Raw genomic sequence first — 23,937 nt, 5'->3', positions numbered from 1 at the left:
CATGAGCAACTTGCAAATCAGTCTGGCCGTCATCGGCGCCGTGTTGCTGGCCCTGATCGTCGCCTACAACGCCTGGACCAACCACCGCAACACCCCCAAAAAGCCGCGGCCTGCCGAACCGGGCACGCCTGCCGAGCCGGCATTGCGCCAAGAGCCTGCCTTTGACCACTTGTTGGATCAGGCGCTGCATGGCACGCCACCTGCGCCCCCGCCAGTGGCATCGGCGTCAGAGCACGACCATGACCATGACACCCCATTCCCTGAAAAACGGGCAGAGGTGCCCAGCACTCCGGTGGCCTCTGCCCCTGCTGAAGCAGCACCAAAAGCTGCTGCGGCACCCACTGCCAAACCCAACGCTGCACCTGATCGCCGTTTGGGCTTGGACAAATTGATTGATGCGCTTGCCACTTTGCATTGCGAGCAGGCGGTGCCCGGCGATGCGGTGTTGGCTGCCCTGCCCCCTACCCGCCGGGTCGGCAGCAAGCCCTTTGCCATAGAGGCTTGGAATGAGACCAGCCAGCAGTGGGAACACCCGGTAGCGACCCAACGCTACAGCCGTTTTCAGGCGGGCGTGCAGTTGGCCAATCGCACGGGAGCACTGAACGAAATCGAATTCTCCGAGTTTGTGCACAAGGTGCAACCCTTTGCCGACATGCTGCACGCAGCCGCAGAGTTTCCTGAAATGCTGCACGAAGTGGCCCGTGCTAAATCCTTGGACGATTTTGCCGGACAACACGATGCCCAACTGGCTTTTGTGTTGCGTGCCCGCCAAGCTGCTTGGAGTGCGGGTTATTTGCAGCAAAACGCCTCCCGGTTGGGTTTTTTACCCGGCTCAATGGCAGGCCGAATGCTACTGCCAGCCCCCACCGCGGGCTTGCCACCGCTGCTCACGCTGGCCTTTGATACCCAAGCGGCCCTGGCGGAAGACTTGGAGCAATCGGCGGTACGCGATTTGATGTTGAGTTTGGATGTGGCACAGGTCAACCGTTCTGAGCAGCCATTTACCCGCTTGCGCGAGATTGCCACCGTACTGTGCCGTGTCATGGATGGTGTGCTGTGCGATCAAAATGGTCAACCACTGCCTGCTATGGCTATGGACCCCATTGCCACCGATTTGGAGCTGCTATATGACCAGCTCGACAGCCACGGGCTGTCTGCTGGCTCGGTATTGGCTCGGCGCCTGTTCAGTTAACGTCTAGGCTAGGTAGGCTGTTGTGACCCAATCTCTTGATCTTTTTCCTACACCACCAGAGACAGCCCAGACCAACGCACCAGCCCCCGCTGCTGAAGAGGTCGCTCGCTTGCGAGCCTGTCTGCACCGTTGGGCACACCAATATTACGTGCAGGACGCACCAGAGGTGCCTGATGCTGAATACGACCGGGTCTATCAGCGTTTACAGGCACTAGAGTCTGAGCACCCAGAGCTGGTCACTCCCAACTCACCCACGCAGCGGGTGATTGGCGCAGTAATGGACGGACTGGCCCCCGTGCGCCATGCTGTGCCCATGCTCTCTATCCGGACTGAAACTGATGTGACGGCGGCAGGCGCCGAAAAGTTCGAGCAGCAATTGCGCTCCTATCTGGCCACAGAACAAAAGCGGGCCGAACGTGGCGAACGCCCCGCCCTGTGCCCGCTGGCGCTGGAAGTGGTGGCTGGAGCCCCTATCGGCTATGTGGCCGAGCCCAAATTTGATGGCTTGGCAATGAGTCTGCGCTATGAAAACGGCTTGCTGGTGCAGGCGGCAACCCGTGGCGATGGCGAAGTGGGCGAGGATGTCACGCACAACATCCGCACCATTCGTCAGATACCGCTGGTTTTGCCCGCTGGCGTGCCCCCTGTGCTAGAGGTGCGCGGCGAGGTTTACATGGCCCGGGCCGATTTTGACCGCCTCAACCAAGAACAGCGCGCCCGTGGGCAAAAGACTTTTGTTAACCCACGCAATGCGGCCGCCGGGGCTGTGCGCCAGTTGGATGCAGGCATCACGGCCCAGCGGCCCTTGCGCTTTTTTGCCTATGGCGTGGGTGAAGTAGCCCCGCTGGCTCAAGGCACGCCACATTGGCAGAGTCATTATGGGTTGTTGCAAACCCTCAAAAGCTGGGGCTTTCCGGTGGCCGAGCAGGTACAGCCGGTGGTGGGTGCTGAGGCATTGGTTGCGTTTCACCAGTGCGTTGGTCAGCAGCGTGATCAGCTGCCCTACGATATTGATGGTGTGGTCTACAAAGTAGACGATCTGGTATTGCAGCAGGAACTGGGTTTCAAAACCCGTGAGCCACGTTGGGCCGTAGCACACAAATACCCAGCGCAAGAGATGATGACGCTGGTCGAGGGCATCGACATTCAAGTGGGCCGCACTGGCAAACTCACGCCTGTGGCGCGGTTGGCTCCAGTGTTTGTGGGGGGGGTGACCGTCACCAATGCCACTTTGCACAACTTGTTTGAATTGCGCCGCAAAAAGGTGCGTGTAGGCGATCAAGTCATCGTGCGCCGTGCTGGCGATGTGATCCCTGAGGTCGTTGGTGTGGTGCCGCCTGTGGTGAGCCCTGCTGGTGATGGAGCATGGATTGCCCGCCAACCCTATGTGGCTAACTTTCGTATGCCCACCGCCTGCCCTGTGTGTGGCAGTGCTGTGGTGCGCGAGCCGGGCGAGACCGAATACCGCTGCACGGGTGGCCTATTTTGTCCAGCGCAACGCAAAGAAGCTATTTTGCATTTTGCCGCCCGCCGGGCGATGGACATCGAAGGCTTGGGCGGCAAATTGGTCGATCAATTGGTTGATGCAGGTATCGTCCACACCCTGCCCGATCTGTACCGATTGGGCCTTACTGCACTGGTAGCCTTGGAGCGCATGGCTGAAAAGTCGGCGCAAAACATTCTGGCTGCGTTAGAGCAATCTAAGCAAACCACCTTGCCCCGGTTTTTGTTTGCCTTGGGTATTCGCCATGTGGGTGAATCCACGGCCAAGGACTTGGCCCGTCACTTTGGCCGCTTAGATGCCATCATGGATGCCACGGTCGAGCAACTGCTACAGGTCAATGATGTGGGGCCAGTAGTGGCGCAAAGTATTCGCTTGTTCTTTGACCAACCCCATCACCGTGAGGTGGTGGAGCAGTTGCGCGCCTGTGGCCTTGCGTGGCCCGAAGGTGCGCCATCTGAACGGGCTTTACAACCCTTGGCTGGTCAAACCATCGTCTTGACGGGCACGCTACCCACCCTCAGTCGTGATGCTGCCAAAGACATGCTAGAGGCTGCGGGTGCCAAGGTCTCTGGTTCAGTCAGTAAAAAGACCAGCTATGTGGTGGCTGGAGCCGAAGCAGGCAGCAAATTGACCAAGGCCCAAGAGTTGGGCGTGCCAGTGCTGGATGAAGCAGGCTTGCTGGCGCTGTTGGCGCAGCAACCCTGAGCGTGCCTTGACGAGTCTGGGTTGATGCCTCCTTTTGTGCTTTCCATGTGGGGTCGGTTGTCTGGAGTGGGGAGATGGCTGGGTCCATCACTCATGCAACATCTGCACCGCCCCAACCGCCGTACCTTGTGGGGGTTGCTGGCCGCAGGCCCAGTCCTGCTCCTGTTGTATACCCTGCTGCTCATACCCTTTACCCCCGCCATCAGCGACATCCGTAAAGCCAAGACTGAACAACCAGCCCAAGTGCTATCGCGCGATGGCAAACTGCTGGCCGAATACAAATGGGCCCACCGCCAATGGGTGCCACTCAAGGGCATTGCCCCAGCCGTGGTGGATGCACTGATCGCTACCGAAGACCATCGCTTCTACCAGCACTGGGGCATGGACGGACGCCGACTGGTTGGCGCTGCCTTGGCCACGTTTTCTGGAGACCGCCAAGGCGGCTCTACTATCACCCAGCAATTGGCCCGTAATCTGTTTCCAGAAGAGATTGGCCGCGCCCCCACGCTCACGCGCAAGCTCAAAGAGGCCATTACAGCCTTCAAGATTGAGCTGCTCTACTCCAAAGAAGAAATTCTGGAGACCTACCTCAATACGGTTCCATTTCTGTACAACGCCTATGGCATAGAGATGGCGGCCCGCACCTATTTTGATACCTCGGCAGACAAGCTCACAGTATTGCAAAGCGCCACCCTGATCGGCATGCTCAAGGGCACCAGTTACTACAACCCCGTACTCAACCCAGAGCGGGCACAAAACCGGCGCAATACCGTGCTGGCGCAGATGGTCAAGCGTGACAAACTCAAACCTGCACAGTTCGAGGCACTCAAAAAACGGCCGCTGCGCATCGAGTTTGAGCGCCAAGCCGAGCCCCAAGGCCCAGCACCCCATTTTTCACAGCAGTTGCGAAAATGGCTGATTGCCTGGGCTGATCGCAATGGCTACAACTTGTACACCGATGGATTGGTCATTCACACCACTATCGATTCTCGTTTGCAAGCTGTGGCCAATCAGGCTGTGGCCCGTCAGGGCCGTCAGTTGCAGGCGGTGGCCGATGCGGCTTGGAGTCAGCGCAATGGCTGGCAGCCCCGCAACCCCTTGGTAGAAACCTTGGTGCGAGAATCCACCGAGTTTCGTGCCGCTGTTGCCAAGGGCCAAACCCCTGATGAGGCCGCCAAGGCTTTGCTGGCCGATGTGGCTTTTTTGCGCACACTGCGTCAGACCAAAGTGCGGGTGCAGGCCGGATTTTTGGCATTGGAGCCAGAAACAGGGCAAATTCGGGCCTGGGTGGGCAGTCGGGATTTTGCTCAAGATGCTTTTGACCATGTGCAGCAAGCCCGCCGCCAGCCCGGCTCTACCTTCAAGCCTTTTGTTTATGGTGCGGCCTTCGAGCAGGGCTTGAACCCCACCGATACACTGATAGATCAAGCCGTAGAAATCAAGCTCCCGGGCGGTGAGGTCTGGCGTCCCAGTGATGGTGGGCCGCCCAGTGGTCAAGCCATGAGCTTGCGCACAGCATTGGCACAGTCCAAAAACACCATCACTGCCCAATTGATGCAGCAGGTGGGCCCCGAGCGGGTGGTGGAGCTGGCCCGTGTCATGGGAGTGCGTGACAGTAAACTCGATCCTGTACCGGCCTTGGCATTGGGTACTAGTCCCGTGACGCTCAAAGAAATGGTGGCTGCCTATGGCACCATTGCCAATACGGGGCGCTATGTAGAGCCACTGTGGGTCACCCGCATCGAAAATCGCCGTGGTGAGCTGTTGCAGGAATTTGCATCGGCACGCCCCCAAAAAGCCATGCCCGTGCAAGCGGCCCAAGATTTGCGCAATGCCTTGCGCGGTGTGATTGATCAAGGTACGGGGCGTGCCATCCGCACCCGTTATGGCATTCAAGCGGATGTGGCAGGCAAAACAGGCACCACCCAAGACAATGCCGATGGGTGGTTCATCTTGTTGCATCCACAACTGGTGGCGGGGGCTTGGGCAGGCTTTAATGATAGCCGTATCACGTTGCGCAGTGACCATTGGGGCCAAGGCGCCCGCAGTGCGCTGCCAATGGTGGGTGAGTTTTTTCAGCAGGCTTTGCGCAGCAAACAGATTGATGCCCAGGTTCGTTTTGTCGATACCCCGCGTTCACGTTGGTGGCAAGACTTCAAGGAGCGCCTGCGCGATTGGCTACAGGACTGGTGGGCCAGCCGTCCTGTGCCAGAAAAAATAGAAACGCCACCAACGCGCCCAGCAGTTCCAGTGCCCGCTCCCGTGCTGCCCACAGCACCAGAAATCACCGAGTCGACCGCGGTGTCTGGCCGTTCTGGCGCTTTGCCAATAGAAACCAGCCCAGTGCCTGCATGGCCAGATCCCCCACCGATTCAGGAGGAACCACCACTACAACCCCTAGAAATGCAGGAGCTAACACCCTCCCCCGCCTTGCCTGCATCGGGGGAAAGTAGTTTTTGATGATTGTTAGAACCTAGGCAGGCCGTGAGAGCGATAGCCGCTATGATGGTTCAAATCATCATCAGAATGGATGAGATGTTTAGGCCGGAGGAGAAAATGTGACCGTATCTGCCAAACCGAAGCAAAGTCGAGGGGTTGTCATGGCGGGACGGGTGTCTCGTTGGGCGGCGTTGCTGTGTTGTCTGCTGGGTTTTGTGGGCGTTGCTTCGGCACAAGAAACGAAGGCCAACAAGACCATTTTGTGGTTGCTGAATGATTTTCCGCCTTTCATTTTGGTCGACAAAGAACTGCCAGGGCTTGGCTTTGTGGATGCGGCGGTCAAGTACTTTGTCAAGCACATGCCCGATTTCGAGCATCGGTTCGAAGTGGCTGGCGTTGCACGCTTACAAGGGCTGATGGCACAGGGCGCGCCAGTGTGCCATCCGGCGCTGTTGCGCACCCCAGAGCGAGAAAAGTTGGCTTATTTCAGCAACCCAGTGCATTTTGCGCTCACCCACCATGTGGTAATCCAACGCAAGAATCTGGCACGCCTGCGTGAGCACATCGGCTCCGATGGCAAAGTCGATGTGCAGGCTTTGCTGTCCGATTCCAAGTTGAGCACCTCATTGACGGAGGGGCGTGCCCTGGGCACCGAAATCGATGCGGCGCTGGCACGGCACCAAGGTCAAGCCCATCTCAAGACCACAGGCGTGCATTTTGATGCCCCCTTTCGCCACTTGGCTGCCGGATGGACAGACTATGTCTTTGCCTATCCTGTGGAGCCAGGCTATTACAACATGCAGGGCCGCATTACTGCACCGCTGGATTTGGTCTATCTGCCAATTGCTGGCACCAAAGACTACACCGTGGGGCATGTGGTTTGCACCAAAAGTGCTTGGGGGCGTGAAGTCATTGCCCGAATCAATACTGTTCTGGCACAGGCTGGCCCTCGGCCACCTTGGGTGGATACACAACTCTCGTATATGGACGCAGCCAGCATCAGCCGTTTTGAGCAATTGTTGGCCCGACACAGTCCTTTTCATAGCACCACCAAGCCATGATTCGGTTTGATCAGTTGTTTGGTGTGTTGGGCAAGCGCCTGCTGCTTTGGATGCTGCTGATCAATGGTGTCAGCGCGTTGGTGGCCACCTCTGTCCAACTCTACGCCAACTATCGCCAAGACGTGGTGGACATGCAAGACGCCTTGGACTTTATTCGCATCAGCCAGATTCCTGGGCTGGCCCAAGCGGCTTGGAACTTTGACCGCCAGCAACTGCATGCGCAGGTCGATGGCATTGCCCGCTCTTCGTGGGTGGCAGGGGTCATGTTACGTTACGGCTCCAGCGACAAAGAGGTGATTCAGCAAGGCCGTCTGGATGCCAAGCATTTAGCAGCGCATGAGCTACCGCTGGTGCATGGCTCTGGCGAACATGCCATTCAGGTGGGCAGCATTGTGTTGGTGCCCAACCGCCAGCAGCTCTACCAAAAGAGCTTTGATCGTTTAGTGGTGGTATTTTTGACCCAAACGGCCAAAACCACAGTGATCTCTTTGGGTTTGCTCTGGCTGGTGTTTTCGATGGTGACACGCCACCTGATACGCATGGCCGATTTTGCCAGCCAGTACCAACCCGGAAGCAGCCAGCCCTTGCTGGTACTCCATCGCAGCCCAGCCTACCAAGACGACGAGTTGGGGCGCTTGCAAGACAGCCTCAACAGTGCCTATCTTCGACTGCAAAACGCCCACGAGGCAGAGCAGCGCCACATCGAGGAGTTGGAGTTGCGCGTGGCTGAACGCACCAATGCGTTGCGTGTGGCCAATGCGCAGTTGGTGGAACACGCCTACCACGACCCCCTTACCGGCTTGGCGAACCGGATGCTATTGGATGAGCGCCTGAAGCAGGCCATTGCCAGAGCGCAACGCTATCAACATGAGTTGGCCGTGTTGTTGATCGACCTCAATCGATTCAAGCCTATCAATGATCTGTATGGTCACGCGGCTGGTGACGTATTGCTGACAGAACTGGCGAAACGGATGCGTTCGGTATTGCGCGAAACAGATACATTGGCGCGCATTGGGGGTGACGAGTTTGTGGTCATCTTGGAAAACCTAGAACCAGGTACCTCTGTGGCCCGTGTGCAAGACAGTTTGAAAGACGTTCTGCGACAACCTTGTGCTTGGCAAGATGAACTGTTGCAAGTAGGTGCCAGTATTGGTGTTGCACGCTATCCTCACGACGGCACCCAGGCCCACGACCTGTTGCGCGTGGCAGATGCGCAGATGTATGTCGACAAGCGGTCGATGCAAGTGGTGGACTCTTTCCAAATTTGACCGCACAGTGCGGGGTTCATGCAAATCCCCATGTTAGGGGAGTTCATCAACTTCAATTTACACTTGGTGACATATCGTTTCCAGGTGTTCTGAATCAGCTGCGGGCGCATGCCTGTAGTGAAGAAAAGGCCAAAGCTTATGCAACATTTTTTGATCTCTCGTCGGCATTGGGGTGTGGGGCTGCTGGCCTCTGTCATGTGGGTAGGGGCGGCTTGGGCCCAATCTCCCAGCCACACGGCGTATCGTTTTTCACCAGTCAACCAGTATGGTATTCAGCTCACGGCTTCCTACTGGAATCCCATCATCGCGTATGTGTCAGAAAAAAGCGGTGTCAAGCTCGAACTCAAGATCGGGCGCACCTCTGCAGATACCACTGCTTATGTGCTGGCGCAGGAGGTCGAATTCGTCTTCAGCAACCATCTTTTCAGTCCAGAGCGTGAACAATTGGGCTGGAAGGTGTTGAGCCGGCGCCAAACTCCCCCTATTCATGGTCAGATCATTGTGCCTGCCGATTCACCCATCACCAAACTGGCACAGTTACAGGGCCAAGAGGTAGCCTTTCCAGGGCCAGAAGCCTTGGTGGCGTACAAATTTCCTGCGGCGCAGTTGATGGCCCAGAAAGTCAATGCCAAATTTGTCTTTGGAGGCAATATGGATGGTGCTTTGGCACAGCTTTTTAGCGGCAAAGTGGCTGCAGTGGGTGCCAACTCACAGTTGGCCGAGGGTTACGCTCGGCGTGAAGGAAAAAAATACCGTGTGCTGTGGTCGTCTCCCCCTTTGCACGACTTGGCCCTGATGGCATCTTCCAAGGTGCCAGACAAAACACAAAAGGCGGTGGCACAGGCTTTTACTGGCATGCACAAAGACCCAGTGGGGCGCGAGATTTTGCAAAAAGTCTCTGAGCAGGTCGGTCTCAGTGATCAAGCGTATTTCATACCATCAGACGGCAGCGAATACGCGCCCTACCGCGATTTTTATCGTACCGCTCCGGCTGCACTGCGCTGAAATTTCATGGCATGGTTGTCGCCGTTGTTGCCCCGGTCTTTGGTCGGGCGGGTGTTCATGCTCTACACCATCACGCTGGCAGGGTTTGTGTTGGCGGGGTTGGGCCTGTTCTACCACTACCAATTGGTGGTGCAGCTCGAGCATGAACAAACCTTGGCCGACAGCCTGGGGCGCATGATCGCTCCGACCATCCTCGACAGTGCGGTGATTGGTGACTACGACACCATTTTGCGCACCTTGCAGAGTGCCGTAGAACATTCTGATTTGGCATCGGCACGTTTCATTGATTTGGCTGGTGGCATGGTACATGCCCCCCACAACAACCGGCCCGACACCCAGCCGCCTACTTGGTTGCGCAATCAGGTGGCGGCACGCTTGTACGACAACAACACCGCCATCCAAGTGGGCGGTAAAGACTATGGCATTTTGCGTCTGAGTTTTGATGCTGATGCCATTGCGGGGCGTTTGTGGGAGCAGATGCGTTTTGCACTGGTGCTGGGGCTGGTCGCCATTGGGGGGGGGTTGGCGCTCATCCGTTATCCCTTGGTGCGTTGGTTGGGCAATCTGAGCCGTATCCAAAGTATTGAGCAGGCCGTGCAAAGTGGCGATGCTTCCCAAGCATGGCGGGCTGCCGAAGATGCACCCTCTGAATTCCGCGAAACCTTTGCTGTGCTAGGCCGTGCCGCTGCCAGCTTACAGTCGCAGCGGGTGCAGGCAGCCGTCACCCTAGGGTCGATTGCCGATGGCGTTCTCACCCTGAACGTGCAAAAACAGGTGGTGTTGGTCAATCCTGCGGCTTGCGAGATCTTGGGGCTGCCGATTCAAACCGTACTGGGCGAGACCATCAGCACATTATTTCCAGCCCTACTGCCAACCCAAGAACAGCCGGTGTCGTCGTGGACAGGCCGCCGCTATACCCTGCACAATTCCCATAAGCAATGCACTGTGGTGCTAGATACCACCCTATCGCAGATTTGTGCGCCCGATGGCCAAGTAGCTGGTTACGTGTTGGCTTGTAGAGATGTGAGTGAGCAACACGCACTGGATCAGCGCCTACATACAGAACTGGCCGCACGGGAGCGGGCGATGGTCTCATTGCGTACGGTGCTAGAGGAGTTGAGCAGTGAAACCGCTGCGACCCATATCACCGCAGACACCGACGACCTGGCTGCCATATCCGCCATGATTTCGGCTTTGGTGGAGCGTTTGCGTACCCGCAATGAGCAGCTCAATGCCATTTTTGCCCTGAGCCCAGATGGCTTTGTCTCTTTTGATGCACAGTGTCGGGCCAACTATGTCAGTCCGGGTTTTATTCGCCTGACGGGTGTGAGCAAAGTGCAGGTGCTAGGCGCCAGCGAAGGGGATATAGAGGCACTGCTGCACCGGCAGTGCAGCCAGAACCTGCCGTGGCGCAGCTTTGAGGCATTGCGCCAAGACTTACAACACCAGAGCGAACAAGGCCATGGGCCCAGACACGACCGCATCGAGTTGTTGCGCCCGGTTCGGCGTGTGCTTGAAATTGGGTTGCATGAAAGTGCTTCAGACGTGATCTCACAGGTGTTGTCATTGCGCGATGTGACACATGAGTCAGAGGTCGAGCAGATGAAGAGTGAGTTTCTCAGCACGGCTGCCCATGAGCTGCGCACGCCCATGACCAGCATCTTTGGTTTCATGGAGTTGATGCAGATGCGGCCCATGACACCTGAGCAATACCAACCCTTGCTCGCCACCATGCGCCGTCAGGCTGAACTCATGATTGCTATCCTCAACGAGTTGCTGGATTTATCACGGATCGAAGCCCGTAGGGGCAAAGACTTTATCTTAGAGACCTTGGATCTGCGTTGGCTGGTACAAGATCTGCTGCATGACTTTAAGCCACCTAACGGGCGCACACCGGCAACGCTGACACTAGAGATGGAGCCAGCTTGGGTACAGGTTGACCGCAACAAGATATCGCAGGCCGTCCTGAATGTGTTGTCCAATGCCTATAAATACTCACCTGCTGGAGGGGCGGTGTTGGTGCGTTTGGTGCGGCAAGGAGATGCCAATGCCCTAATGGTGGGTATCGAGGTACAAGATCATGGCATAGGCCTAAGCCCTGCACAGTTGGCTCGGGTGAGTGAGCGGTTTTATCGAGCCGATGAGTCAGGCACGATTCCTGGCACAGGATTGGGCATGAGTATCGTCAAAGAAATTATCGAATTGTTGGGCGGTTATCTGGCCTTGGCCAGTACACAGGGCAGTGGAACCACCGTGACCTTGTGGCTGCCTCAAAGCCATGCCCCATCAGAACCAACCCCTATACCCTGATGAAAAATATTGCTTCTTGGTTTGAGCCAGTACGCTGGTGCAGTGGTCTGCTGACAGTGGCCGCCGTAGTGGCTCTGCCCCAGCCATTGATGGCACGGGAGTTGATTGCACCACCTGCCACGGTGGTGGCAGCCGGGCAACCGCTAGAAATTCCCAATCGTCTGTTTGCGTTGTCACACCCGATTGGGCAGCAGCGCCTGCTCCAGAGCGATTATCGCCAAGCCTATTGGCCGCTGGCAACCTACTTTGAAACCCAGCGCAACCAAGCCTATTGCTCGGTAGCTACCTCTGTCATGGCGCTCAATGCCTTGGGGGTGCCTCGTCCGGCCACTGTGTTGTATCCAGATTTTCCTTTCTTCACACAGGAAGACTTCTTTGCCAATGTAGACCGGCGTATCGCCGACCCCGAGGTGGTGGCTAGAAAAGGAATGACACTGGAACAGTTAGAGGCTGTTCTAGGCCACTATACAGTGACAGTCGAGAAAGTGGTTGCCGATACATTGGATGCCAGTCAGTTGCGTGAGCTGCTCAAAAAACATTTGCGCGAGCAAGACCGTTTTGTGCTTCTCAACTTCAACCGTCGTTTGATTGGTCAAGCGGGAGGCGGCCATTGGTCGCCGTTGGCCGCATACCATGAAGCGAGTGATTCGGTGCTGTTGATGGATGTGGCACGGTACAAATATCCACCAGTTTGGGTGCCACTGGTTGATTTGTTGCAAGGCGCACAAAACCATGACAGCGTCAGTGGGAAGGCACGGGGATTGCTGATCGTCACTAAGAAAAATTGATGCAATATGAATGCAGACTGTGTCCTGTTCTGATGCAATCAATGTAACTTACATAATTTTTAAGACAAGTAAAAATAATTACCTTTCAAAAACATTTGATCAGATAACCATGCTTGTAAAATGGTAAATTAAGCTATACACACAGAACACATGAATCTGAATCCAAGAAGACTTGGAGCCTTTCAAATGTCAGCATGGACGCATGTCTTCACGTTGTTCTGGCTTTTATGGCTCCCATATTCAGCATGGGCTGCAGAACCTTTGCTCATTGCCCACGTTGCCCCTTCTAGTGGGCGCTTTGCTTTGCACGCCGAAGCCGACCGGCGAGGCGTAGAGATGGCCGTCGAAGAATTCAATACCCGTGGCGGTGTGCTGGGTCGTGAAATCATTCTCATCTCCCGCGACCCCACCTTAGATGCGCAACAAGCAGCACAGGTAGCCAAGACTCTCATTCGTGACAACCAAATTGGCTTGATGATAGGCGCCATTGCTTCTAACGTAGCAGCCAGCATGTCAGAAGTGTGCCAACAACATGGCGTGCTCTTCATCAATACCAATTCATCAGCCCCCTCCGAGGCGGTAGAAAATGCCCACCGCACCAAATTCGTCTTCGACGCCAACGGAGCCAATTTCAATCGGGCACTGTTTCGCCATGCTTTAGCCCAACGTGCATCACGCCGCGTACTCTTATTGATCGAAGACAATGAAGCTGGGCATAGCAATGCAACGGCAATGCGCCCTTACATCAGCCGCTATGGTGGTCAAGTAGTGGCAGAAATCCTAGCCCCTGAGAACCTCACAGACCCTCTAGGCATTTTGAAACAAGTTGCCGCAGTGTCTGCTGATGTGGTGGCTGTTGTCATCAGCGGTGGCAATCAAATCAAACTTTTTTCTCAAATTGATCCCGAAATATTTGAGCGCCAACTTTGGTTGATTGGTGAAGTAGATTGGGAAGAGCTCTATCCGGCACCAGGAACTGCCCGTCCTTTGTTTGGCACAACTTGGGCTTGGAATCTTGACACCCCAGGAACCTCTGATTTTGTAGCACGCTACCGTAAGCGGTATGCACACACCAAATTGAATTACCCAGGTGATGTCACCCATGCAGCGTACTTGGCAACCAAGGCACTATTACAGGCGATCATACGGGCTGGCACTACCGACAACCATGCAGTCATTGCCCAGTTAGAGCAATACCAAGCAACGGCCAAAGAACGCATGCAGCACCACACTGCCAAGATGAACCCGCGCAGTCACCATGTGCAGCAAACCATTTATATTGCCCGCTGGAATCCACACATTTCGGCACCAGAACAGCGTATTGAGATCGTAGCCATTGTGCCCCCAGAAGAAGCAGAGTACGAGCTAGAACGCCAGACTAAATTGGAATCTCTGGCACAGACCCCTCGCCACCGTCCTTAATAAAAAACTGTACCACCATGCCCAGCATTGGTTTAATTCCACGTATTGCCTTGCTGGTGGTGTTGGTCGAACTGGTTTCGTTCAGCGTCTTGGTCTGGTATTACACAGATCGGTTCAGCCATTCTGCTGATCAACGTTTGCGCGATGGCCTGCAACAGGTAGTACGCATGATAGAGAGTGAAGAAATCTCTATCAGTGCGGTAGCTCGCCAAAATCTAATGGGTGATTTATTAGGGGCACCTTATATCGATGGATTGGTGATTGGTGGCAATCGCCGCGTGATCGTATCGCACGATCCACGCCATTTGGGGCGCCAAGTATCAGAATTACCAACTTACGACAATCGTTGGTTCCAGACTAATGAACTTAGGCAAGGAATATTTGTAGCAGATCAAGATCGGCTGACTTGGGTTCAGCCCTTTAAGCACCATGCAGATGGTAGCCCCTTGTACACCATAGTATTAACAATTAGCACAGTAGAAATTCAGGCTGAAAAACAAGCAATTTTTCGTTGGGGTTTGGCAGTATCCACACTGTTTATTTTGCTTAGCTCAGCTTGTTTGGTATTGGTAGCTCAACGGATTGTGGCACGCCGTGTAGAAGCTTCGCTGCGTATGTTAGAACAGGTGGCACATGGGCAACTAGATGCCAGAATTGATGTATTGTCCAACGATGAACTGGGGCAGTTGCAGCATGGAATCAATGCCATGACCCAAAAATTGGGGCTGTTGCTGCAACAACAAGTCCAAGATGCCAAACAACAGCAAGCGCATAAAGAACTATTGCAATCCGTCCTAGAGCATGCACCGTTTCGGGTTTTTTGGAAAGATCGTGATTTACGCTACCAAGGGTGCAATAGTTTATTTGCCGCAGATGCTGGATATACCCAACCACATGAGTTGACAGGGCGTCATGAAGACGAATTGCACTGGCGCCACGAGCTTAATCAAGAGTTAGCACAAGAACAGAATTTGCTGGCAGCAGGTGTTCCCTTGCTAGAACATGAAATCAACCTGACATTGGCCAATGGTCAAAAGATGGTTGCCAATGTTTCCAAAGTGCCACTGCGCAATGCGCAGCAGGAGGTTGTGGGTTTGCTAGGACTGTACAGTGATATCACTGCCCGAAAGCAGACAGAAAGTGAATTGCGGCTATATGCCAGCATCTTCTCGTACAGTGCAGAGGCGCAATTGATATGCGATCCTGAACGGCGCATCCTCGCAGTAAACCGTGCATTTACTCAATTGACAGGATATACATTAGAAGATGTACGGGGTAAAAATCCAGGAATACTTTCGTCAGGACAAAATACACCAGATACTTATAAAGCCATGTGGGCTGATCTGAACCATAGTGACCATTGGCAAGGAGAAATTGTAGATCGTCGCAAAGATGGCTCTGTGTATCCTAAGTGGCTATCCATCTCCGTAGTGCGTGATTCAGAAGGAAATTTAACGCACTATGTAGGTGGATTTATGGATATTTCTGAACGCAAAAAAGCAGAGAATCACATTGCCTATCTCGCCCACCATGATACGCTCACTGGATTGCAAAATCGCTACAGCCTGCTGAACAAGCTTGAACAGGCCTTAGCCACAGCACGTCGGGCTGGTCGCATGCTGGCTGTCATGTTTATTGACCTAGATCGATTTAAAACGATCAATGATACGCTCGGCCACGCATGTGGTGATGCCTTGCTGCAACAGGTGGCCGACCGTCTACGTGCCAATGTGCGAGACAGCGATATTGTGGCCCGTTTTGGTGGTGATGAATTTGTGGTGGTTCTCAGTGATGTAGAAGATGCAGCCGCTACCTCGCGGGTAGCCAATAAACTTCTCGAAATTTTACGTGTTCCCTATCTCATCAGTCCTCATGAGTTGCATTCCAGTCCGAGTATCGGGATTGCGTTATTTCCTTCTGATGGAAATGAACCTGATATTTTGATGAAGAATGCCGATGTGGCGATGTACCATGCTAAGCGTGAAGGGCGCAACAACACCCAATTTTTTACTGCTGCACTGAATGAATCTACGGCAGAGCGGTTGGAATTAGAGCGTGAATTACGTTTAGCGATTGACAATGGTTTGCTTCAATTGCATTATCAACCTCAAATTTGTGCAGCCGATGGCAAAGTACATGGTGTAGAAGCATTGGTTCGCTGGGCACATCCAACTTTAGGGGCAGTTTCTCCTGCCAAGTTTATTCCAATCGCTGAAGAATCAGGATTAATTTTGCCATTGGGAAGCTGGGTGCTCGATACTGCCTGCCGCCAGGCTGCACGCTGGAAGGCCGAAGGAATTGAAGGGCTGACAGTAGCCGTCAATTTATCGGCACACCAGTTGCGCCAGCCAGAGTTGATCGAACAGGTGCAAACTATACTATGCCGCTATGCACTGCACGGATCAGATCTAGAGTTAGAGATTACCGAATCAGTCGCTATGGAAGATCCCCAGTACGCTATCAAACAGTTGCAAGCTTTGCGGGGTTTGGATGTGCAGCTTTCTATTGATGATTTTGGTACAGGGTATTCATCGTTGGCATACCTCAAACTGCTGCCTATTCAAACCCTCAAATTAGACCGTGCCTTTGTGCGCGACATTGAAACCGACCCCAATGATGCTGCGATTAGTACCGCAACGTTGGCATTGGCGCATAGCCTAGGTTTACAGGTGGTCGCTGAGGGGGTAGAAAACGAAGCACAGCGCAGCTTTTTGGCTGCACATGGCTGTGACCGTTTACAGGGCTATTTGTTTAGCCGCCCTGAACCAGCTGAAGTATTGAGCCAACGCTGGAAACAAGAGGCCATTGCAGTAAAAACGGGAGTGTGAAAAATCTCAAATAAATGGATTTTTTACTACTTTGGCAGCTTTTTCTTCTATAGATTTTGGAAGTTTTTTTTCTTTTTCCAAAATTTTAACGATGCGCCCAGCTAGAATTCGTAAATCATTAGCCAGTGCCAGCCCATTTTGATCTTTGGTTAATACTAAATCGCCTGTGATAGCCACCCTGTCTAGGCGGTTCTCAATTTCGAAACCGCCAATGCGAATGACATCTTTCTCATTGCTGTAAGGCTTGAATTCTTGCATGGTAACCTTGTTCCAAAAAGTACGTTGTTTATTTTTGGATTACACGCTGAATAAAATCTCGTACACCGTGTAGTAAATCTTTGAGTTGATACTCATCTTCAGGGGGTTGGTTTTTGTTCTGTGAATTACCGCCGCGCTGTGACACTGGTTTTGGAAGATTCATTCCGCTTTCACGTACTTTGCTTGGCAAAGTGGGCAATACATTGATGCCAACCATTTTTTCAAGATCCGCCATGCTGATCATGGCATAGTCTTTGGTGTCATCATTGGTGATCAGATAGGCGCCTGCCCGTTGCTGTTTGGGGCTGTAGATTGCTTTCCAAAGGTGGGTTGGTACCAACACATTACCGATTTTCCGAATGTCGTTACCCACAAAAGCGGGGCCACTGATCACATAGAGTTCACCTTCCTCTATAGCCAGCTGCCGTGCAGCCGCTTCAATGCCTGCCCATACCCCCGCATTGTTGGCATGGACTTGAGGAACCATATTGGCTAACGAGAAAGAGTCCCTCTGAGACTCACGGGTAGGCATGTCTGCATTGGGTGCCAGATGGCCCCGGTCATAACCGCTGCGTTGGTAATCTTCTAACTCTGCACGGTCTGAGGGGGGCAGCGCCGACTCGGCACGAAACGAATCCTTGCGCGATAGCTTCTTTGCCAATGCCAAATTGTCGCGTGTTAAGTGCTCTGCCGCATAGAGAGGTGTTCGGCTGACGCCCGAATGCAGCACAGCGAATGAAATAAAACACAGTTCTTGGGTGCGTGGCTTGAGCTTGGCCTGGACGAGCACGGGCGGCTGTCCCCCCACAAAATGTTCAGGACAAGCGGTGGAAGCCGCCAAGGCCGACCCCGACACCACCAGCAGCGCCAGTGCCAAGCCACTAGAGGAAATAGACATAAACATAGGCCCACATTGTGCCCCTTGGCGTGCAATAGTGGGTGTCTTTCTGCACACAAGGGCTATGCGGCCAAGACGTCTATGGTTCCTGTAGCATGGCGATAAAGCAGGGCCATCAGTTGGCTCACATCCAAGCATTGGATCAGCATTTGTCCCGGATGGGCTTTGATCAAGTGGGTGATCAGTTTGCCAGCCACACCAGATAATGCAGGTGCTTTGACAATGCGTTGGTGTGCAAATGTGCCAACACCATGCAATTCACTGACCAGCAAACCAACGCATTGCTGACCATGCTCCAACACAATGACTTGGCTTTGTTGCGTCCAGACAGAGGCTTGCCCAGAGAGCAGGTGGCCCAAATCAAACACCCAGACATACCCAGAGATACTGCCTTGGGCTTTGCGTGCCAAGGTGCCTACGCAATAGGGCCGTCGTCCAGCAGATACCGGGGCAATGGCGCTGGCCGGTAATGCTTCCAGTACGGTTTTGGCCTCCAGTGCCATGAGCGAGGAACCCACAAAAAATGTGGCCATCTCTACCCCTTCGGTGGCAGGCACTTCGGTCAGCAATGCGGCCCGTTGTCGGTGTACTGCATCGACCGCTGTGCTTTGCAAGGCACCCAGACGCTCAAAAGACACTGCCAGCACGTCCTCGCGATAGCCATCGCTGCGTTTGAATTCGCGATAACCCGATGATGCCGAACAACCAACGATGCAATAGTGCCCATCCATGACCATCACCCGCGACAGGCTTTGTCCGCGCTCAAGTTGCAAGAGGTCTGGGGGCAAACCCAAGCTACTGCCCGTTGGATAACTGGCGTGGGTGCTGGAAAGAACGTGCCCTTGGCGGTTGATGAAGGCGGCTTGAATCCCCGGCTTGTCTAATGTGCTGCCATGCAGCATGGCAACAAATTCTTGAGGTGCGTTAAACACAATCCCAATACCCCCCACCACTGCTGCATGGGAGCCTGGCGCCCGAATGGCCGCATGGTAGGTATAGGTAGCTTGCCCATCACACAGTGCCGAAACATGCCACGGGCTGACATGGTAGGCTTGGGTGTTGGGCAGCGCCAGCACTGCGGACAGTGCTTCTGCTTCAATCTGCATGTCGAGCACACTGCTGCCATCGGCCAAATGGGGGCGGCTGGCCGCCACAATACGGCCTTGCCGGTCGTACACCACTAAGCGGGCATAAACGGTATAGAGAGCATGGATGTGCTCAAGTATGGCCGTGATGCGTGCCAAGGCGTCTTTTCCGGGCTGTGGATGGGCCAGCAAAGTGCCTAATTCTGGGGTCTGCGCCCACCACCGGCAGTCGTTGGCCCGCTCGTAAAGGTTGCGATCCAGCAGATCCACCAGCAAATGGGTTAGCAATTCACTGTCGCGGGTACGGGAGCTGAGCACCGTGCCATACAAATCACGGATAGATTGGTTGAAAACTTCATTGGTTCGGGCGCCAGTTTGACCAATCTGTTCTAGTACGGCCTTGAGTTTTTGCTCACTGCCCCGTTCGGTGGCTGTCATGACCTGACCGTTCCACACCACACGCCGGATGGTTTGTGCTGCCAATACAATTTCATTCAGCGGCGGGCAAAACGTTTGAGCATGGGCCAACAATCCCAGTGCGACCGATGGTTCAAGGCGGTCGATGGTCTGGCTTGGTTGGGTGGAGAAAGCCAACTCAATAGGAACCATGACTTGTCCTGCCCAACCTTGGGGCCCAGGATAGCCTTGGTAGCCTTGGGCTACCGCTGTTTGCACCAGATAGGTGCGGCCACCACACACCATTGGTTTTGGCGCACCACTATGGTTCACAGGGACAGGGGCACCCACCGGAATCCATAAAGGGTCGCTGCTGGCAATCACCCGTTGCTGGGCATCTAGTAGCAAGGCAATGCTGTGGTGATCTTGGTGTTGATGGGCTTGAAAGATACCTTCCATCTCGCTACCAAAGGCAAAGCTCAGGCAAAGCACGCCCACGGCTTCTCCGTTGCGGGGATCTAACATCCGATGGGAATACAGCAGTGCATGGGTTTTGCTGGGACGCAAATTGCTTGCCCGAAAAGTCTCGATGTAACCTCGGCCTTGCAAGGTCTGGGCAATCAACGGGTCGTGACTGCCTTCGATGCGGGAGTCGGCATCTGTGTGAACTAGCACGGTGCCTTGTGCATCAAGCAGCAAAATCTCGTCATATACCGTGTATTTGTTGCGATATTCCTGCAAACGCTCAAGAACGGGTTCTGGGTCGGTGTCAATACCGGCCACAAATCTGCACAAGTTCTGATCGGTAGCCAAGAAGCCCACATCGGCAGTGCGCTCGTACAGGTTGCGCACCACAATATCAATCACATGGCGCGCACTGGTGCCAATCTCGGCCATCACTTCCTGAATGGATTCTTGTACCAGTGAAGTCACCAGTTCGCTCTCGAGCCGCTGGAAACCTTCACGGGTGGCACTCATCATGGGCAATAGGCTTCGGGCTTCCTCAGGGCAGTTCATTTTGGCGGAAGCCTCAATCAGCCGCCACATCAGGTTGAGTTCGCGCAGTGCATTTTCACAACGTGCAACATCGCGCATGAAGGGGATGAAGGTGTCCGTGTGGACAGTGGCACTTGAGGACATGGCGGACTTCGCTTTCTGGACAGGGCTGTGAAACAGAATGCAAAAGCTGGGCCATGTCTCAGCGTGTCATGGTTGTTGCCAAGGCAGTGGCGCTTGCCAGCGCCCCACCCATTCAATGAACTCCTCTATAGGCATGGCTTGGGCAATGCAATACCCTTGTGCGAGATTGCAACCCATTTGCAGCAACATGCTGCCTTGGGCTACCGTCTCTACACCCTCGGCAATCACGCGGTAGTCGAATGACCGTGCCAATCCAATGACACCCTGCACGATAGCCAGATCACCAGCATCATCGGCCATGCCTCGCACGAAGCTTTGGTCGATCTTGATGGTCTCTAGGGGCAAACGGCGCAGGTAGGTCAGGGAGGAGTAGCCTGTGCCAAAATCATCCAATGCAGTACATACGCCCATTTCCCGCAGCTGTAAGAGGGTTTGTGCCACAGGCTCTAGGTTGTAAAGGGCGGCCGTCTCAGTGATTTCGATGCGTAAGCTGCCTTTGGGGAGTTGGGGATAACAGGCCATCCGCTGGGCCAACCAATCAGCAAAGTCTGCCTGCTGCAAATGCGGTGCCGCAATATTGATACTCACGGGCAGCAGCAAGCCGTGGTTGTGCAGTGTCACCGCCATATCGAGCGCGGTGTCTACCACCCAGGCACCAAATATGGTTTCTAAGGCGGTGCCTTGCATTTGCGGCAAAAAACTGCCAGGGGCCAACAGTCCCTTTTCAGGATGATTCCAGCGCACCAAGGCTTCGGCACCAATCACCGTGCCTTGGCGCATATCAACCTTGGGTTGCAGGTAGAGCACAAACTGGTGTTGGGTCAGGGCTGTGTGTAGGCGAGCGGTATGGGCCAGCACTTGCTGTGCCGCGCGTTCAGAAGCTGCATCAAACTGAAAGAAGCGATTGCGCCCCGCTTGTTTGGCGTGGTACATCGCCTGATCGGCATGGCGCAGCAAGGTGTCGGCATCGGCATCATCTTGTGGATACAAGGTGTAGCCAATGCTGGCGGTGACGGTGACTGATTCATGGCCAAGACTGTACGGTGCAGCCAGACCTTCCATGACATGGTGTAGGGTTTGTTCACAATCGATGCTGCTGTGTAGACCGGGCAGCAAAATAATGAACTCATCTCCTCCCAATCGGGCCACACAATCGGTGGCACGCAATGCATGGGTGAGGCGATTGGCAGCCACCACCAATAAGTGGTCTCCTGCTTCGTGTCCGTGTTGGTCATTGACGGGTTTAAAGCCGTCCAGATCCAGGTAGGCTACTCCAAGGAGGGTGCCCAAGGTGCGGGCCTGTTCCATGGCTTGCGTGAGGCAACGAGCTAACAACACACGGTTGGGCAGGCCCGTGAGTGCATCGTGGTGTGCCAGCCGGTGCAGTTGTTGTTCGTGTTCGTGTTGGGGCGTGACGTCCATCGACACCCCCAACATCCGCACGGGATGACCACTGACATCGTGGGCCACACTTTTACCGAGGTTGCGAATCCAGCGCATACCACCACTGTGTTGGGGGACACGCCAGGTGGCATCAAAGTGCGTGACCGAATGTCGGGTATGCCGATCCAGTTCTCGTGCAATTTTGGGTACATCTTCAGCCACCGTGCATTGCTGCCACGGCACTGGTTCACTGGCCCCTTCTTCATTGGGATGCAGTCCCCGCATGGCCCGCCAGCGGACGTCACCTTGGATGAGGCCGGTTTGCATGTCCCAATCCCAACGCCCTAGGGAGGCAGCCGCCATAGTGAGTGAGAGCAGTGCCTCGCGCTCACGTACCTGTGCCTCGGCCCGTTTGGATGCATCAATGTCTTGCATAACCCCACGGATACGCACTACCCGGCCCTCTTCCACGACAGGCTCACCCAGCGCACGCATCCAAACCAAGCGGCCATCAGCCCTGACGATCTCAATTTCTAAATTCCACTCCACCCGCTGGCGGATGCACTGGCGCAGCGCATTGCGAAACGTGTCGTGCCAAGTAGGCGCCACATGGCGCTGGACATAATCGCGCGGCAGTGGACTGCCCGGCGGCAAACCATGAATTTCGTAACAAACGTCTGACCAGTACACGGGCCCACGACCCGGCAAGTCCTCCCAGACGCCCAAACGTGCTAAACGTCCGGCTTGTTGCAACAGACTATTGCTGGCTTGCAACTCCTCGTAGATGCGTTGCTCACGCGTGATGTCGTGAAACACAAAGACAAAACATTCTTCATCGGCAGTAGGCACCGGGTAGGCCGACATTAGACCATGCACTTTGGTGCCATCAGGGCGCTGTGCCACCATGGGTAATTTGTCTACCTTGCCGTGGCGCTGATAGAGCTGCATCAACCGGGAGCGTTCATGGGGAGTGGCCCATATTTTCAGTGCTGCCGAGGTGTGCCCCACGATGGACTCGCGGGGCAGGCCCATTAAAGTGCAAAACGCTGGATTGACTTCTACAAAGCAGCCATCGGCCACGCGGGCCATCCCTGCTGGATCTGGCAGGGCTTGGTAGATCGTGTTGTATTTGGCCTCTGAGGCCCGCAGTGCTTCTTCTGTGGCACGCTGTTCGGTAACGTCGGTGATGATGCCAACAATACGCAGTGCCCGGCCCCGGTGTTCTTGTGCGGTGGTACAACCACGCACCCGCACCCAGCGCCAGCTACCAACGGTGTTGCGCACCCTGAATTCGACTTCGTAGTTTTTGGTCTTTCCGCTCAGCACAGGCCGCAGCTGTGCTGCTGTGACAGCCATATCGTCAGGATGTTGCAGGCTGCGCCAATAGGCCGTACGCTGGCGCTCGGGCAACTCCAACAAACCATAAGGACGGTAGAAATCACCATGAAATGAAAGCTGGTGGTTACGCAAGTCCCAAGTCCAGCGTCCGCCGCCAGTGGCCTCCAAGGTGGTCAGCAGTTCTTGCTCACGCTGGCTCAGAGCCTGGAGCGGATCCATCGCGTTCATGTGTCAGTGTTCCTGTGTGTCGGCGTGGAGTATCGTTGCACCAGCGCCGTCTGTCGCTGGTCAAAGAGCAGGGGTTAACCCGATTGACATGCTTTGGCACTGTGCAGATTCGAGCTGCAACAAAGCAGACTTGCGTTCTAACCCACCGGCATAGCCAGTCAGGCTGCCATCTTGGCCCAGCACTCTATGGCAAGGAATGATCACGCTGATCGGATTGCGGCCTACGGCAGCCGCCACGGCACGCACTGCAGAGGGTTTACCCAAATGCTTGGCCAGCGCCGAATAGCTGCATGTTTGGCCGTAACGGATGTGGCGCAACGCCTGCCACACCGATTGTTGGAAGGGCGTGCCACTGGAACAATCCAGCGGCAGGTCAAATGTGGTTCGTTGGCCTTCCCAATAGGTTTGTAATTGTTCCAAGGTAGCATGCACATACGGGTTGTCGGCATGGTGTGGCCACGCATCTAGACATGTTGGCATGTGGCGCTGACCGACAAACCACAGACCACACAAACCCTGCGGTGATGCAGCCAAGGCCAGCTCCCCCCACGGGCTGTGGGCACGGTACTGAACGGTGTTGGGATGAAAGGGCATGTGTTTCCTACAAAGGATGGAATACAAAAAGACTTATAGCAAGGGATGTAGGCATTTTCCTGACAATGGCCTGCCGCCTACAATGCCGCCGACTT

Annotated in this window: 15 protein-coding genes; 10 read left to right on the top strand and 5 right to left on the bottom strand. The window is 54.7% G+C overall.

Annotated features, from left to right (window positions below; translation table 11 throughout):
- The first annotated feature begins 1 nt into the window (after position 1).
- The 10 genes from ACFO6X_RS13840 (at position 2) to ACFO6X_RS13795 (ending at position 16,522) form a co-directional block, all read left to right on the top strand.
- Positions 2-1,192 carry a cell division protein FtsZ gene (locus ACFO6X_RS13840; RefSeq protein ID WP_382434055.1) on the top strand — a complete coding sequence of 397 codons (1,191 nt, stop codon included), beginning with the start codon at positions 2-4 and terminating at the stop codon, positions 1,190-1,192.
- Positions 1,193-1,214: 22 nt separating this feature from the next.
- The gene (ligA, locus tag ACFO6X_RS13835) at positions 1,215-3,401 is read left to right on the top strand and encodes an NAD-dependent DNA ligase LigA (RefSeq protein WP_382434053.1); all 2,187 of its coding nucleotides are present in this window, start codon (positions 1,215-1,217) and stop codon (positions 3,399-3,401) included.
- A gap of 24 nt (positions 3,402-3,425) precedes the next feature.
- Complete coding sequence (locus ACFO6X_RS13830; protein WP_382434051.1) at positions 3,426-5,861, top strand: penicillin-binding protein 1A; 2,436 nt, start codon at positions 3,426-3,428, stop codon at positions 5,859-5,861.
- A gap of 98 nt (positions 5,862-5,959) precedes the next feature.
- Positions 5,960-6,901: a TIGR02285 family protein gene (locus ACFO6X_RS13825; protein ID WP_382434049.1), complete on the top strand. Its 942-nt coding sequence runs from the start codon at positions 5,960-5,962 to the stop codon at positions 6,899-6,901.
- On the top strand, positions 6,898-8,169 hold the full coding sequence (locus ACFO6X_RS13820) for a diguanylate cyclase domain-containing protein (protein WP_382434047.1): 1,272 nt from the start codon (positions 6,898-6,900) through the stop codon (positions 8,167-8,169). The genes ACFO6X_RS13825 and ACFO6X_RS13820 overlap by 4 nt, the downstream gene beginning before the upstream one ends.
- Positions 8,170-8,307: 138 nt before the next feature.
- Positions 8,308-9,174, top strand: a complete 867-nt coding sequence (locus ACFO6X_RS13815; protein ID WP_382434045.1) for a phosphate/phosphite/phosphonate ABC transporter substrate-binding protein — start codon at positions 8,308-8,310, stop codon at positions 9,172-9,174.
- 6 nt (positions 9,175-9,180) lie between these two features.
- The gene (locus ACFO6X_RS13810) at positions 9,181-11,484 is read left to right on the top strand and encodes a PAS domain-containing sensor histidine kinase (RefSeq protein ID WP_382434043.1); all 2,304 of its coding nucleotides are present in this window, start codon (positions 9,181-9,183) and stop codon (positions 11,482-11,484) included.
- Positions 11,484-12,272: a phytochelatin synthase family protein gene (locus tag ACFO6X_RS13805; RefSeq protein WP_382434041.1), complete on the top strand. Its 789-nt coding sequence runs from the start codon at positions 11,484-11,486 to the stop codon at positions 12,270-12,272. The genes ACFO6X_RS13810 and ACFO6X_RS13805 overlap by 1 nt, the downstream gene beginning before the upstream one ends.
- Before the next feature lie 261 nt (positions 12,273-12,533).
- The gene (locus ACFO6X_RS13800) at positions 12,534-13,694 is read left to right on the top strand and encodes an ABC transporter substrate-binding protein (RefSeq protein ID WP_382434039.1); all 1,161 of its coding nucleotides are present in this window, start codon (positions 12,534-12,536) and stop codon (positions 13,692-13,694) included.
- A 17-nt stretch (positions 13,695-13,711) separates the two neighbouring features.
- Positions 13,712-16,522, top strand: coding sequence for an EAL domain-containing protein (locus ACFO6X_RS13795; RefSeq protein WP_382434037.1), 2,811 nt, complete (start codon positions 13,712-13,714; stop codon positions 16,520-16,522).
- Positions 16,523-16,528: 6 nt separating this feature from the next.
- Here the strand turns inward: ACFO6X_RS13795 and ACFO6X_RS13790 are convergent, their stop codons facing one another.
- The 5 genes from ACFO6X_RS13790 to ACFO6X_RS13770 form a co-directional block, all read right to left on the bottom strand.
- Positions 16,529-16,780, bottom strand: a complete 252-nt coding sequence (locus ACFO6X_RS13790) for a hypothetical protein (protein WP_382434035.1) — start codon at positions 16,778-16,780, stop codon at positions 16,529-16,531.
- A gap of 28 nt (positions 16,781-16,808) precedes the next feature.
- Positions 16,809-17,678: a DNA/RNA non-specific endonuclease gene (locus ACFO6X_RS13785; protein ID WP_382434033.1), complete on the bottom strand. Its 870-nt coding sequence runs from the start codon at positions 17,676-17,678 to the stop codon at positions 16,809-16,811.
- 62 nt (positions 17,679-17,740) lie between these two features.
- Positions 17,741-20,299: a chemotaxis protein CheW gene (locus ACFO6X_RS13780; protein ID WP_382434031.1), complete on the bottom strand. Its 2,559-nt coding sequence runs from the start codon at positions 20,297-20,299 to the stop codon at positions 17,741-17,743.
- A 66-nt stretch (positions 20,300-20,365) separates the two neighbouring features.
- The gene (locus ACFO6X_RS13775) at positions 20,366-23,248 is read right to left on the bottom strand and encodes a sensor domain-containing protein (protein WP_382434029.1); all 2,883 of its coding nucleotides are present in this window, start codon (positions 23,246-23,248) and stop codon (positions 20,366-20,368) included.
- Between the two features lie 60 nt (positions 23,249-23,308).
- Positions 23,309-23,842 (bottom strand): methylated-DNA--[protein]-cysteine S-methyltransferase, encoded by a 534-nt coding sequence (locus tag ACFO6X_RS13770; protein WP_382434027.1) that lies wholly within the window; start codon positions 23,840-23,842, stop codon positions 23,309-23,311.
- Positions 23,843-23,937 lie beyond the last annotated feature (95 nt).

Source organism: Giesbergeria sinuosa, assembly GCF_042652905.1.
GTDB lineage: Bacteria > Pseudomonadota > Gammaproteobacteria > Burkholderiales > Burkholderiaceae_C > Simplicispira > Simplicispira sinuosa.
Note: the sequence above shows the minus strand (reverse complement) of the source record. Positions and strands in the feature narration are given on the sequence as shown.

Coding starts and splice junctions, on each gene's coding strand:
- ACFO6X_RS13840 (WP_382434055.1), top strand. CDS start 2: ATGAGCAACTTGCAAATCAGTCTGGCCGTCATCGGCGCCGTGTTGCTG.
- ACFO6X_RS13830 (WP_382434051.1), top strand. CDS start 3,426: ATGCCTCCTTTTGTGCTTTCCATGTGGGGTCGGTTGTCTGGAGTGGGG.
- ACFO6X_RS13820 (WP_382434047.1), top strand. CDS start 6,898: ATGATTCGGTTTGATCAGTTGTTTGGTGTGTTGGGCAAGCGCCTGCTG.
- ACFO6X_RS13815 (WP_382434045.1), top strand. CDS start 8,308: ATGCAACATTTTTTGATCTCTCGTCGGCATTGGGGTGTGGGGCTGCTG.
- ACFO6X_RS13810 (WP_382434043.1), top strand. CDS start 9,181: ATGGCATGGTTGTCGCCGTTGTTGCCCCGGTCTTTGGTCGGGCGGGTG.
- ACFO6X_RS13805 (WP_382434041.1), top strand. CDS start 11,484: ATGAAAAATATTGCTTCTTGGTTTGAGCCAGTACGCTGGTGCAGTGGT.
- ACFO6X_RS13795 (WP_382434037.1), top strand. CDS start 13,712: ATGCCCAGCATTGGTTTAATTCCACGTATTGCCTTGCTGGTGGTGTTG.
- ACFO6X_RS13790 (WP_382434035.1), bottom strand. CDS start 16,780: ATGCAAGAATTCAAGCCTTACAGCAATGAGAAAGATGTCATTCGCATT.
- ACFO6X_RS13785 (WP_382434033.1), bottom strand. CDS start 17,678: ATGTCTATTTCCTCTAGTGGCTTGGCACTGGCGCTGCTGGTGGTGTCG.
- ACFO6X_RS13780 (WP_382434031.1), bottom strand. CDS start 20,299: ATGTCCTCAAGTGCCACTGTCCACACGGACACCTTCATCCCCTTCATG.
- ACFO6X_RS13775 (WP_382434029.1), bottom strand. CDS start 23,248: ATGAACGCGATGGATCCGCTCCAGGCTCTGAGCCAGCGTGAGCAAGAA.
- ACFO6X_RS13770 (WP_382434027.1), bottom strand. CDS start 23,842: ATGCCCTTTCATCCCAACACCGTTCAGTACCGTGCCCACAGCCCGTGG.